Below are 13274 nucleotides of genomic sequence, written 5' to 3' on the forward strand. Positions count from 1 at the left end.
TTGTGTCTGGTCGGGCGATAAAGCTCGCGGCTAAAGCCGCTCCTACGAGATCACTCCCGCAGGTCGCCATCTATCAGCTACCGTTGCTTTACCTACTCAGGAGGCAACGGAATGCCCCACTCAGTCAGTTTGCGCAAAGGCCGAATCTCTCTAACCAACCAGATCTACCTGCTCACGGCCACTGTCGAAAATCGCCAGGCGATCTTTGCCGACCTGGCGCCCGCTCGTCTCCTCATTCGCGAGTTGCATCATGCCCAGGCATCAGGACTGGCTGAGTCGCTCGCCTGGGTAGTCATGCCAGATCACCTGCACTGGCTGGTATCCCTGCAACAAGGCTCGCTCAGCGAATTGATGCATCGCGTCAAAGGACGCAGCGCCTTGCAGGTGAATAGTCGGCTCGGCCGCCAAGGCAAACTCTGGCAGGAGGGTTTCCATGACAGAGCGCTACGCCGTGAGGAGGACATACTGCCAACTGCACGATACATCGTTGCCAATCCTCTACGTGCGGGCCTGGTAAAACATATCGGCGATTACCCTTTTTGGGATGCAGTGTGGCTCTGAAAATCTGCTCAATATTTTCGGCCCGACTCCAGCAACTTTAACTATCGCAACCGTGGGAGGGGCTTTAGCCCCGAGCTCTTTGTACTAAATAAAGCTCGGGGCTAAAGCCCCTCCCACAAGATACAGGCCCCCACGGTAACCCCCTTCCGCCCGACAGGCCCGCCTGCACTGGCCGCGCCTCCTCTCGAAACACAGCAAAGCTCACTACAGAGCGCTTTCCGCATATTTCCGACGCATTGCACCGCCCCTGCCGGTCGGGGATACTCGCGCCGCCCAAAATATCTATCGCCCCATCCGCAGCACCCAGCCCAGCGTGGAACCCAGCATGAGCCCAGCAAGCAGTCCGGCTGCCTACAACTACAAGGTCGTCCGCCAGTTCGCGGTGATGACGGTGGTCTGGGGCGTGGTCGGCATGGCGCTGGGCGTGTTCATCGCAGCGCAGCTGGTGTGGCCGCAGTTGAACCTGGGCATGGAGTGGACGAGCTTCGGCCGCCTGCGCCCGCTGCACACCAATTCGGTGATCTTCGCCTTTGGCGGCAGCGCGCTGTTCGCCACCAGCTATTACGTGGTGCAGCGCACCTGCCAGGTCCGGCTAATGTCCGACCGCCTGGCGGCCTTCACTTTCTGGGGCTGGCAGGCGGTGATCGTCGCGGCGGTGATCAGCCTGCCGATGGGCTACACCAGCAGCAAGGAATACGCCGAGCTGGAATGGCCGATCGATATCCTTCTGGGCATCGTCTGGCTGGCCTACGTGGTGGTGTTCTTCGGCACCATCGCCAGGCGCAGGACGCGCCACATCTATGTCGCCAACTGGTTTTACGGGGCCTTCATCCTGGTCACCCTGATGCTGCACGTGGTCAACAGCGCAGCGGTGCCGGTCAGCCTGTTCAAGTCGTACTCGGCGTATGCCGGCGCCACCGATGCGATGATCCAGTGGTGGTATGGGCACAACGCCGTGGGCTTCTTCCTCACCACCGGTTTTCTGGGGATGATGTATTACTTCGTGCCGAAGCAGGCGGCGCGACCGATCTACTCCTATCGCCTGTCCATCGTGCACTTCTGGGCACTGATCACCCTGTACATCTGGGCCGGCCCGCACCATCTGCACTACACCGCCTTGCCAGACTGGGCGCAGAGCCTGGGCATGGTGATGTCGATCATCCTGCTGGCACCGAGCTGGGGCGGCATGATCAACGGCATGATGACCCTCTCCGGTGCCTGGCATAAGTTGCGCACCGATCCGATCCTGCGCTTTCTGGTGGTGTCCCTGGCGTTCTATGGCATGTCGACCTTCGAAGGCCCGATGATGGCCATCAAGACGGTCAACGCTCTGTCCCACTACACCGACTGGACCATCGGCCACGTTCATGCCGGGGCGCTCGGCTGGGTAGCGATGATCACCATCGGCTCGCTCTATCACCTGATTCCCAGAGTGTTCGGCCGCGAGCAGATGCACAGCCTGGCGGCGATCCACGTGCACTTCTGGCTGGCCACCGTCGGCACCGTGCTGTACATCGTCGCGATGTGGGTCAACGGCATCACCCAGGGCCTGATGTGGCGTGCGGTTAACGAAGACGGCACGCTCACCTACTCCTTCATCGAGTCCCTGGACGCCAGCCATAACGGCTACGTGGTGCGCATGATCGGCGGCGCGATCTTCTTCAGCGGCATGCTGCTGATGGCCTGGAACACCTGGCGCACCATCGGCGCCGCCCAGCCGGCGCAGTACGATGCCGCCGCACGGATTCCCGTTGCCCAGTCAGGGAGTGCCAACGGATGAAACACGACCTGATCGAAAAGAACCTTGGCCTGATGACCCTGCTGATGGTCATTGCCGTGAGCATCGGCGGCCTGACGCAGATCGTCCCGCTGTTCTTCCAGGATGTCGTCAACGAACCCGTCGCTGGCATGAAGCCCTACACCGCGCTGCAACTCGAAGGCCGCGACGTGTACATCAAGGAAGGTTGCGTCGGCTGCCATTCGCAGATGATTCGTCCGTTCCGCGCCGAGACCGAACGCTACGGCCACTATTCGGTAGCCGGTGAAAGCGTCTGGGATCATCCCTTCCTGTGGGGCTCCAAGCGCACCGGGCCGGATCTGGCACGAGTGGGCGGCCGTTACCCAGACGACTGGCACCGCGTGCACCTGCTCAACCCGCGCGACCTGGTACCGCAATCGAAGATGCCGGCCTACCCCTGGCTCGCCGAGAAGAAGTTGGATGGCGCACTGACCGCCGAGAAGATGAAGGTCATGCGCGACTTCGGCATTCCCTACAGCGATCAGGACATCGCCAAGGCCGGGGAAGCGGTCGAGGGGCGCAGCGAGCTGGATGCGCTGGTCGCTTATCTGCAGGTGCTCGGCACCGCCATTCAGAACAAGCGGTGAGCCCATGCCAGCCTTCCTGACCGACATCGGCACTATCCGCGGCATCGGCACCGCCGTGGTGTTCATCGCTTTCGTCGCCGTGGTGCTGTGGGCCTACAGCAACAAGCGCAAATCCAGCTTCGACGAGGCAGCCAACCTGCCCTTCGCCGATGAGCCGGAGGCCCGCAAGGACAACGACGATGGTGCTGGGAGCGACAGGCCATGAGCACCTTCTGGGGCTTCTACGTGGCCCTGCTCACCCTCGGCACGCTGCTGGCGGTGACCTGGCTTATCTTCGCCACGCGCAAGGGCCAGCGCCCTGACAACACCGACCAGACCGTCGGCCACAGCTTCGATGGCATCGAGGAATACGACAACCCGCTGCCACGCTGGTGGTTCCTGTTGTTCGTCGGAACCTTGATCTTCGCCTTTGGCTACCTGCTGCTCTACCCCGGCCTTGGCAACTTCAGAGGGCTGCTGCCGGGCTATGACGACGGCTGGACGCAAGTCGCCCAATGGGAGCGCGAGATGGCCGTCGCCGATGCCCGTTACGGCCCGCTGTTCGCCACGTACGCCGCCATGCCCATCGCCGATGTGGCCAAGGACGAGCGGGCGCTGAAAATAGGCGGTCGCCTGTTCGCCAACCATTGCTCGGTGTGCCACGGCTCCGATGCCAAGGGCGCCTTCGGTTTTCCTAACCTGACCGACGATGACTGGCTGTACGGCGGCGACCCGGAGACCATCAAGACCTCCATCATGCAGGGCCGCCAGGGCGTGATGCCGGGCTGGCAGGAGGTGCTGGGCGATGACGGCGTGCGTGATGTCACCGCTTACACGCGCAGCCTCTCCGGCCTGGAGAACCCGGCGGATATCGCCGTGGATATGGACAACGGCAAACAGCTTTACGCCAGCAGCTGCGCCATGTGCCACGGTCCCGACGGCAAGGGCATGCAGGTGCTTGGCGCGCCCAACCTGACCGACAAGGCCTGGCTGTACGGCTCCAGCTTCGCTCGGGTGCAGCAGACCATCCGCTACGGTCGAAGCGGCCAGATGCCGGCGCAAGAGGACTTTCTCGGCAACGACAAGGTGCACCTGCTGGCCGCCTACGTGTACAGCCTGTCGCAGCGTGACAAAGAGCCCGCGGCGGAGCGAAATCAGGAGAAAGATTGAGCGCACTGATCTGGGTCAGGGCGGGGTTTCGATGCTGCGCCTAGGATGGTCACGCCTGATCCCTGCGACGGGTAGCCGCAAGCCCTGCGAGGGCTGGAGGCGTACCATCGGCGCAGCGAACGATTGCGACCGGCAAGTATCGGTCGCGACATGCCCGACCAACCGTTGTGGTAGCCCTCGATGAGCCAACAGATCCCCGTCAAGAACGTCACGCCCGCTGCCACCGGCGAGACCATTGACCTCTATGCCAGTCGCGAGAAAATCCACACCCGCGCCTTCAGTGGTTTCTACCGCAACCTGCGACGGGCCGGCGGCGCGCTGCTGTTCATCCTCTACTTCGGCACCGTGTGGCTGAACTGGAACGGCCACCAGGCAGTGTGGTGGAACCTGCCGGAACGCAAGTTTCACATCTTCGGCGCCACCTACTGGCCCCAGGATTTCGTGCTGCTCTCGGCACTGTTGATCATCGCTGCCTTCGGGCTGTTCTTCATCACCGTCTTTGCCGGCCGCGTGTGGTGCGGCTACACCTGCCCGCAGAGCGTGTTCACGTGGATTTTCATGTGGGCGGAAAAGGTCACCGAGGGCGACCGCAACCAGCGCATGAAGCTCGAAAAAGCGCCCATGAGCACCGCCAAGTTTCTGCGCCGCTTCGCCAAACATGGCATCTGGCTGGGCGTTTCGCTGATCACCGCAGTGACCTTCGTCGGCTACTTCTCGCCGATCCGCGAGCTGCTCGGCGAACTGATCACCTTCGAGGCCGGAGGCTGGGCGCTGTTCTGGATCGGCTTCTTCACCCTCGCGACCTACGGCAACGCCGGCTGGCTGCGCGAGCAGGTGTGCATTCACATGTGTCCTTACGCGCGCTTCCAGAGCGTGATGTTCGACCAGGACACCCTGATCGTTTCCTACGACCCGCGTCGTGGCGAAGCCCGCGGCGCGCGCAAGAAGAGCGCCGATTACAAAACCCAGGGCCTGGGTGACTGCATCGACTGCACCCTGTGCGTGCAGGTCTGCCCGACCGGTATCGACATCCGTGATGGCCTGCAGATCGAATGCATCGGCTGCGCGGCATGCATCGACGCCTGCGACAGCATCATGGACAAGATGAACTACCCGCGCGGGCTGATCAGCTACACCACCGAGCACAACCTTTCCGGGCAGCAGACCCAGCTGCTGCGCCCACGCCTGATCGGCTATGCGGTGGCGTTGCTGGCCATGTTCGCGGTGTTCGGCTGGGCGCTGAACAACCGCTCGCTGGTGGAGCTGGACGTGCTCAAGGATCGGGTACTTTATCGGGAGAACGAGCAGGGCCGAGTCGAGAACGTCTATACCCTGAAGATCATGAACAAGGCACAACAGGACGTCGTCTACCGCATCGAGGCCGATGGCCTGGATGGCCTGGTTTACGAAGGCCGCCGCGAAGTCCGCGCGCTGGCCGGCGAAGTGCTGGCGATCCCGGTGGAGCTGTCCATCGATGCCGAAAAATTGCCATCCAGCACCAACGAGATCACCTTCCGCATCCGCGCCACCGATGACGAGAGCATCCACAACGACGCCAGCAGCCGGTTTATCGGGCCGAGCGTGAGATAGCTGAACGGCAGGCTCGCGTAGGGTGGACAGCGCTCTTTTGTCCACCATCTCGATTGCAAGGCCATCGCCGGTTGAGGCTTGTGGCTCACGAATACAAGGAACCAGAGCACCATGAACGAAGATACTCAACCCGCCCCCTGGTACAAGCAGTTCTGGCCGTGGTTCCTGATCGCCCTGCTCGGCTACTCGGTGATCCAGGGGCTGACCCTGCTGACCGTGGCCACACGCAACCCGCCGGGGCTGATCTCCGACGATTACTACGACGTCGGCAAGGGCATCAACCAGTCGCTGGAGCGCGAGAACCTGGCCGTGCGCCTGCAACTGCGCGCCACCGTCGACCTCGACGATCAGCGCGGCATTGCCGAGCTGCACCTGCAGGGCAGCAGCGCGCCGGCGCAACTGGTGCTCAACCTGGTATCGCCCACCCAGCCCGAGCGCGATCGCCGGGTGGTGTTGCAGCATCAAGGTGAAGGCCTGTATCGCGGCAACTTGCAGGACAGCGTACAGGGCCGGCGCTTCGTCGAGCTGATCGGCCAGGAAGGCGGCCAGGACTGGCGCCTGTTCGAGGAAGAAACCTTAGAGCCTGGTCAGAGCATCCAGCTCGGGGATGAAGCCTGATCGACACCCCAGCCCTCGGGACTGCTCAGGCCGTCCCCACGCCCTGCTACCACTGTGCTCTGCCTGTGCCCACGGGCACGCACTTCCAGGCCGTGGTATTGGGGCAATCCCGCGAAATGTGCTGCCCCGGTTGCCAGGCGGTGGCCGAAACCATCGTGCTGAATGGCCTTGAGCATTACTACAGCCACCGCAGCGAGACCGCCAATAATCCTCGGCATTTGCCCCTGGTACTGCCGGACGAGCTGGCACTGTACGACCGCAGCGACGTGCAGCAGCCCTTCGTCGAACATCAGGGCGAGCTGAGCGAAACCAGCCTGCTCATCGAAGGCATCAGTTGCGCGGCCTGTGGCTGGCTGATCGAGAAACACCTGCACGGCCTGACGGGCGTAGCCGAAGCCAACCTCAACCTGTCCAACCATCGCCTGCTGGTGCGCTGGGACGCGAGCACCCTGCCGCTCAGCGAACTGCTCGGCGCGATCCGCCGTATCGGCTATGCCGCCCATCCCTGGCAGGCTGATGCCGCTGCCGAGCAGTTGACCCGGGAGAACCGCCGCGCCATGCGCGAGCTGGGGGTGGCCGGGCTGCTGTGGATGCAGGTGATGATGGCGAGCATGGCCACCTGGCCGGAATTCAATGTCGACCTGAGCCCGGAGCTGGACTGCATCCTGCGCTGGGTCAGCCTGTTTCTCACCACGCCCATCGTCTTCTATTGCTGCGGCCAGTTCTTCCGTGGCGCCCTGCGTGACCTGCGCACCCGCCACCTGAGCATGGACGTCTCGGTTTCGCTGGCCATCGGCGGCGCTTATGCCGCGGGCATCTGGTCCACCGTCACGGGTCATGGCGAGCTGTATTTCGACGCGGTGGGCATGTTCGCCCTGTTCCTGCTCAGCGGCCGCTACCTGGAACATCGCGCTCGGGAACGCACTGCAGCGGCGACCGCGCAGCTGGCCAAGTTGCTGCCGGCCTCCTGCCTGCGCCTGGATGAATGCGGCCAGAGCCAGCGCATCCTGCTCAGTGAGCTGCGCGTCGGTGACCGGGTACAGGTACCACCCGGCGCCTTGCTGCCTGCGGACGGCCGGGTACTGGAAGGCCACTCCAGCGTCGACGAATCCCTGCTCACCGGCGAATACCTGCCGCACCCCCGCACGGTCGGTGATGGCGTAACGGCCGGCACGCTCAACGTCGAAGGCCCGCTGACCGTCGAGGTGCAGGCACTGGGCGACGCCTCCCGGCTGTCGGCCATCGTGCGCCTGCTGGAGCGCGCCCAGAGCGAAAAACCGCGCCTGGCGGAAATAGCCGACCGGGTCGCCCAGTGGTTCCTGTTGATCGTTCTGGTGGTGGCCGCTGTCGTCGGTCTGGTCTGGTGGCAGCTCGATCCGTCGCGCGCTTTCTGGGTTGTGCTCGCCCTACTGGTCGCCACTTGCCCCTGCGCCCTCGCCCTGGCCACGCCAACCGCCCTGACCACCGCCACCGGCACCCTGCACAAACAGGGCATGTTGCTGACTCGCGGTCACGTACTCGAAGGCCTGGAGCAGATCGACACGCTGATCGTCGACAAGACCGGCACCCTCACCGAAGGCCGCCTCACCCTGCGCGCCGTGCACCCGCTGGGCAGCCTGGATGGCGATGCCTGCCTGGCCCTCGGCGCCGCCCTGGAAAGTCAGTCCGAGCACCCCATCGCCCGTGCCTTTGGCCAGGCCACAACGCCTGTCGACGCGCTGCAGAGTTTTCCCGGCCTGGGCTTGCAGGGCACTGTGGGTGGCCGCCGGCTGCGTATTGGTCAGGCCGCATTCGTCAGCACCCTCGGCGCCAGCCCAGCACCCGATATTCCGGGGGATCAGGGCCAGTGGCTGCTGCTCGGTGATGAACAGGGCCCACTGGCCTGGTTCGTCCTCGATGATCGCCTGCGTGACGACGCCCCTGCGCTGATCAAGGCAGCCCGTGCTCGTAACTGGCAGATTCTTCTGCTAAGCGGCGACAGTTCGCCCATGGTCGGCGAAGTGGCCACTGAACTGGGTATCGAGCAAGCACAGGGTGGTCTGACACCGGATGCCAAGCTGGCCATCCTCCGCGACCTGCAAGCACAAGGGCGGCGCGTGCTGATGCTTGGCGATGGCGTCAATGACGTCCCGGTACTCGCCGGAGCCGATATCAGCGTGGCCATGGGCTCGGCCTCCGACCTGGCGAAGACCAGCGCGGATGCGGTGCTGCTGTCCAATCGCCTGGGCAGCCTGGTCGACGCCCTGCGCCTGGCTCGCCGCACCCGCACCATCATCATCGAGAACCTGGCCTGGGCCGGGCTGTACAATGGCCTGGTGCTGCCCTTCGCGGCCCTCGGTTGGATCACCCCGATCTGGGCCGCGCTGGGCATGTCGTTCAGCTCATTGCTGGTGGTGCTCAATGCGCTGCGCCTGGGGAAATCATCATGACCGCGTTGTACATCCTGATTCCCGTTGCCCTGCTGCTGGTCGCCTTTGCCGTGTGGCTGTTCTTCTGGGCGGTCGACAGCGGCCAGTACGACGACCTCGACAGCCCGGCCCACCGCATCCTCTTCGACGACGATGACCCGCGCCACAAAGCGGCGGTGAAGCAGGCATGCGAGCCAGACCAGAAACCCCATGACTGACCTGCTGCCGCACTTGCTGTCCGCGCTGATTCTCGGGCTGCTTGGCGGCGGCCACTGCCTGGGCATGTGCGGCGGGCTGATGAGCGCCCTGACCCTGGCCATTCCTCCTGAGCAGCGTGATCAGCGCTTGCGCCTGCTACTGGCCTATAACGTCGGTCGCATTCTCAGTTACGCCGTCGCAGGACTATTGCTCGGCCTGGCGGGTTGGGCACTGGCCAGCGGCCCGCTGGCGGTCGTACTGCGAAGCATCGCCGGGCTGCTGCTGATCGTCATGGGGCTCTACCTGGCCGGCTGGTGGAGCGGCCTGACGCGCATCGAAGCGCTGGGCCGCGGCCTGTGGCGACATCTGCAGCCGCTTGCCCGCCGGTTCATGCCGATCACCAGCCCGTCCCGTGCGCTGGTACTCGGCGGCCTGTGGGGCTGGCTGCCCTGCGGGCTGGTCTACAGCACCCTGCTGTGGGCGGCCAGCCAGGGCAACGCCCTGCACAGCGCCGCCTTGATGCTGGCATTCGGCATCGGCACCTTGCCAGTGTTGCTGGCCACCGGCCTGGCAGCCGAGCGCATGGGCCGCCTGCTGCGCCAGCGTGGCGTGCGCATGGCCGGCGGCCTGCTGGTGATGCTGTTCGGCCTGTGGACACTGCCCGGCCCGCACCAGCATTGGCTGATGGGGCACTAAGGCAACAGACCCAATCTGCTGACGCGCCAGCGGTCGCGCTACTGCTGCGCCCCCATGACTCAGATCAAAAAGCCCCGCCCAGGCGCGCCCTAGACTGCCGAGCACTCAACGCTAAAGCGGAACTCGCCATGCTCGACGCCATCCAGTGGGATTCCGGCCTGATCCGCCGATACGATCAAGCCGGCCCGCGCTACACCTCGTACCCGACCGCCGTGCAATTTCATGACGGCATAGGCTCATTCGATCTGCTCCACGCCCTGCGCGAAAGCCGTCGTGCCCTGCGCCCGCTGTCGCTGTACCTGCACCTGCCGTTCTGCGCCAACATCTGCTACTACTGCGCCTGCAACAAGGTCATCACCAAGGATCGCGGCCGCACCCAGCCTTATCTGCAAGCGCTGGAACTGGAGATGACGCTGATCGGTCATCACATCGACAAGCGCCAGCACATTGAACAGCTGCACCTGGGCGGCGGTACCCCGACCTTTCTCAGCCATGACGAACTGCGCCGGCTGATGACGCAATTGCGCGAGCACTTCACCCTGCTCGACGACGACTCCGGCGACTACAGCATCGAGATCGATCCTCGCGAAGCGGACTGGTCGACCATGGGCCTGCTGCGTGAACTGGGCTTCAATCGCGTCAGCCTCGGCGTGCAGGATCTCGACCCCAACGTGCAGCGCGCGATCAATCGTCTGCAGAGCCTGGAAGAAACCCGCGCCATCATCGAGGCCGCGCGCACCCTGCAGTTTCGCTCGGTGAACATCGACCTCATCTACGGCCTGCCGCAACAAACCCCGGAGAATTTCGCCCATACCGTGCAACAGGTGATCGCCCTGCAACCGGATCGCCTGTCACTGTTCAACTACGCCCACTTGCCGGAGCGCTTCATGCCGCAGCGACGCATCGACAGCAACCAGTTGCCCTGTGCAGCGAACAAGCTGGCCATGCTGCAGGGCAGCATCGAACAATTGGCGAGCGCCGGTTATCGCTATATCGGCATGGATCACTTCGCCCTGCCCGACGACGAACTGGCCAGCGCTCAGGAAGACGGCAGCCTGCAACGTAATTTCCAAGGCTACACCACCCATGGTCATTGCGACCTGATCGGCCTCGGCGTCTCGTCGATCAGCCAGATCGGCGATTTGTACTGCCAGAACAGCGCCGACTTGGCGGTTTATCAACGCAGTTTGAATAACCAGCAACTGGCAACCCAGCGCGGCCTGCTATGCAATGACGACGACCGCTTGCGACGCGCCGTAATCCAGCAGTTGATCTGCCACTTCCAGCTGGACTTCACAGAAATAGAACGGCGCTTCGCGGTGAACTTCCGCAGCTACTTCGCCGACGCCTGGCCGGCCCTGCAGCAGATAAACCGCGATGGCCTGATCGAATTGCAAGATGGCAGCATCGAGGTACTGCCGGCGGGACGATTGCTGGTGCGCTCGCTGTGCATGCTGTTCGATCGCTACCTGAGCGAGCAGAACCTGCAGCGCTTCTCGCGGGTGATCTGAACCGCGCCGCGCAGATGCCTGGCTCACCCGTTCAGCAGCGAACCAACGGTGGCGCTCTGTTCGGTGGTGAGTTTCTGATCCCTCATCACCCTGGCCAGCTCGGCAGTGGCGGTGGTTAGCGCGCCGCTGATCGAACCGACTTCGGTCTGCAGGGCCTGGGCACTCGCCTGCCTGGTTTCGTCGTCCATATCGCTCTGGGCCATGATCGCCTGCAACTCGGCCATCTTCTGGGCAAGCTGCGCCTTCAGCTCGCGGATCATCTTGAGCAACTGCTTGACGTTGTCGGGCAGGCCGCTCTCGTCGATATCACTGTTCTTATCGCTGGACTTCGATTTCATCAGGCCTTCGGCCGACAGAGTGACCTTTACGCCTGGCTCAGCACTGGCTCCGGCAGTTGGCGTCGCAGTCGAGGCTTCCTCGGTCGTTTCGGCAGGCGCCGCTGTGGCAGTTGCGGCCGAACTGGTCGGCACGAAACTGCGCTCGACCGAAACGGGACTATCCACACGCATCACAAAGCTCCAGTTCATCAAATCATTCGTTCAAGGCTATCGGCACGGGGGAGCGACACTTGAGCGCGCCTCATTGTCTGGCCGCGCACTCCTCTGGTGCGGTACCCTTACGACTTCTGTGTCTATACCTCAGGGATAAGGGCGATGTCCGAAAGCATCAAGCTGCGTACAACTCATCAGGCACACTGCAAGGATTGCAGCCTATCCAGCCTCTGCCTGCCCCTCTCGCTGGATCTCGAGGACATGGATGCGCTCGACGATATCGTCAAGCGCGGCCGCCCCATGAAAAAGGGCGAATTCCTGTTCCGCCAGGGCGACACCTTCAACTCGGTTTTCGCCGTACGTTCCGGCGCGCTGAAAACCTTCAGCATCAGCGATGCGGGCGAAGAGCAGATCACCGGCTTCCACCTGCCCAGCGAACTGGTCGGCCTCTCCGGCATGGATACCGAGGCATACCCGGTATCTGCGCAGGCACTGGAAACCACCTCGGTCTGCGAGATTCCCTTCGAGCGCCTCGATGAGCTGTCGGTAAGCCTGCCGCAGTTGCGCCGCCAGTTGATGCGCATCATGAGCCGCGAGATTCGCGACGATCAGCAGATGATGCTGCTGCTCTCGAAGAAAACCGCCGACGAGCGCATCGCCACCTTCCTGGTCAACCTGTCGGCGCGCTTCCGTGCCCGCGGCTTCTCCGCCAACCAGTTCCGCCTGGCGATGTCGCGCAACGAAATCGGCAATCACCTGGGTCTGGCGGTAGAAACCGTGTCACGGGTGTTCACCCGTTTCCAGCAGAGCAAACTGCTCGAGGCTGAAGGCAAGGAAGTGCATATTCTCGACCCAATCGAGCTGTGCGCCCTGGCGGGTGGTAACCTTAATAGCTGATAGGGCCTCAAGAACCAGCTCATGATCTGCTGCGCGTCGGCCCTGCTGCGTTAAAAACAAGCTCGGAATGCTCATTTACAGCTCGTAAACTCGCGTGCGAGCCCAGTCCGCTTCCTCGCTTGTTTTTGCCTTGCATGGCTCTAGCTCGCAAAATCATGAACAGGTTCCAAGGCTCAATTTGACCGTTACAAGGATTACCGATGATTTTCGACGAATTCAGTATCAAGACCCTCATCCGCCCGGTTAACGATTTCCCGAAACCGGGCGTGGTGTTTCGCGACATCACGCCGCTGTTCCAATCGCCGCGCGCCCTGCGCATGGTGATCGATAGCCTGATCCAGCGTTATGTCGAGGCTGACTTCAGCCACGTTGGCGCCATGGATGCCCGCGGTTTTCTGATCGGTTCGATCATCGCCTATGAGCTGAACAAGCCGCTGGTGCTGTTCCGCAAGCAGGGCAAACTGCCGGCGGACGTGCTCAGCCAGGGCTACCAGACCGAGTACGGCGAGGCCTTCCTGGAAGTGCACGCCGACAGCCTGTGTGAAGGCGACAATATATTGATCGTCGACGACCTGATCGCCACTGGCGGCACCCTGCTCGCCGCAGTGCAACTGGTAAAACGCATGGGTGCCAGCCTCCATGAAGCCGCTGCGATCATCGACCTGCCGGAGCTCGGCGGCTCGCGCAAACTGCAGGACATGGGCATCCCCACGTTTACGCTGACAGCCTTCGCCCTCGACGAGCGTTGATATCTGCGAAGTGATCGCCCA

The 13274-nt window shown here is 63.1% G+C and carries 14 protein-coding genes; 13 read left to right on the top strand and 1 reads right to left on the bottom strand.

Translation table 11 applies throughout. From position 1 onward, the window contains the following. Positions 1-111: 111 nt before the first annotated feature. The 11 genes from ACZ3GY_RS12145 (at position 112) to hemN (ending at position 11116) form a co-directional block, all read left to right on the top strand. A complete protein-coding gene (locus ACZ3GY_RS12145) occupies positions 112-561 on the top strand; it encodes an REP-associated tyrosine transposase (protein ID WP_465910189.1) in 450 nt (149 codons plus the stop codon). 325 nt (positions 562-886) lie between these two features. Beyond that, complete coding sequence (ccoN, locus tag ACZ3GY_RS12150) at positions 887-2341, top strand: cytochrome-c oxidase, cbb3-type subunit I (RefSeq protein WP_465910190.1); 1455 nt, start codon at positions 887-889, stop codon at positions 2339-2341. After that, a complete protein-coding gene (gene ccoO / locus ACZ3GY_RS12155; protein ID WP_465910192.1) occupies positions 2338-2946 on the top strand; it encodes a cytochrome-c oxidase, cbb3-type subunit II in 609 nt (202 codons plus the stop codon). The genes ccoN and ccoO overlap by 4 nt, the downstream gene beginning before the upstream one ends. 4 nt (positions 2947-2950) lie before the next feature. Next, a complete protein-coding gene (locus ACZ3GY_RS12160) occupies positions 2951-3151 on the top strand; it encodes a cbb3-type cytochrome oxidase subunit 3 (protein ID WP_465910193.1) in 201 nt (66 codons plus the stop codon). After that, positions 3148-4095 carry a cytochrome-c oxidase, cbb3-type subunit III gene (gene ccoP / locus ACZ3GY_RS12165; RefSeq protein ID WP_465910194.1) on the top strand — a complete coding sequence of 316 codons (948 nt, stop codon included), beginning with the start codon at positions 3148-3150 and terminating at the stop codon, positions 4093-4095. Before ACZ3GY_RS12160 ends, ccoP begins: the two co-directional genes overlap by 4 nt. A gap of 180 nt (positions 4096-4275) precedes the next feature. Next, on the top strand, positions 4276-5685 hold the full coding sequence (gene ccoG / locus ACZ3GY_RS12170; protein WP_465910195.1) for a cytochrome c oxidase accessory protein CcoG: 1410 nt from the start codon (positions 4276-4278) through the stop codon (positions 5683-5685). A gap of 111 nt (positions 5686-5796) precedes the next feature. Continuing rightward, positions 5797-6303 (top strand): FixH family protein, encoded by a 507-nt coding sequence (locus ACZ3GY_RS12175; RefSeq protein ID WP_465910196.1) that lies wholly within the window; start codon positions 5797-5799, stop codon positions 6301-6303. After that, entirely contained in the window at positions 6303-8732 is a 2430-nt protein-coding gene (locus ACZ3GY_RS12180) for a heavy metal translocating P-type ATPase (RefSeq protein WP_465911029.1), read from the top strand. The genes ACZ3GY_RS12175 and ACZ3GY_RS12180 overlap by 1 nt, the downstream gene beginning before the upstream one ends. Further along, positions 8729-8929: a cbb3-type cytochrome oxidase assembly protein CcoS gene (ccoS, locus tag ACZ3GY_RS12185; protein WP_463565464.1), complete on the top strand. Its 201-nt coding sequence runs from the start codon at positions 8729-8731 to the stop codon at positions 8927-8929. Before ACZ3GY_RS12180 ends, ccoS begins: the two co-directional genes overlap by 4 nt. Next, positions 8922-9605: a sulfite exporter TauE/SafE family protein gene (locus ACZ3GY_RS12190; protein ID WP_465910197.1), complete on the top strand. Its 684-nt coding sequence runs from the start codon at positions 8922-8924 to the stop codon at positions 9603-9605. The genes ccoS and ACZ3GY_RS12190 overlap by 8 nt, the downstream gene beginning before the upstream one ends. A gap of 128 nt (positions 9606-9733) precedes the next feature. Further along, on the top strand, positions 9734-11116 hold the full coding sequence (gene hemN / locus ACZ3GY_RS12195; protein WP_465910198.1) for an oxygen-independent coproporphyrinogen III oxidase: 1383 nt from the start codon (positions 9734-9736) through the stop codon (positions 11114-11116). 23 nt (positions 11117-11139) lie between these two features. On the opposite strand, the gene ACZ3GY_RS12200 is transcribed toward hemN, so the two are convergent. Beyond that, positions 11140-11643, bottom strand: coding sequence for a hypothetical protein (locus tag ACZ3GY_RS12200; protein WP_465910199.1), 504 nt, complete (start codon positions 11641-11643; stop codon positions 11140-11142). 126 nt (positions 11644-11769) lie between these two features. Here ACZ3GY_RS12200 and fnr point away from each other — a divergent pair, with 126 nt between their 5' ends. Both fnr and ACZ3GY_RS12210 read left to right on the top strand, forming a co-directional pair. Next, a complete protein-coding gene (gene fnr / locus ACZ3GY_RS12205; protein ID WP_465910200.1) occupies positions 11770-12504 on the top strand; it encodes a fumarate/nitrate reduction transcriptional regulator Fnr in 735 nt (244 codons plus the stop codon). A gap of 200 nt (positions 12505-12704) precedes the next feature. Beyond that, entirely contained in the window at positions 12705-13253 is a 549-nt protein-coding gene (locus ACZ3GY_RS12210; protein ID WP_463565469.1) for an adenine phosphoribosyltransferase, read from the top strand. Positions 13254-13274: the final 21 nt, after the last annotated feature.

The organism is Pseudomonas sp. PME37.24/006, from assembly GCF_055556635.1.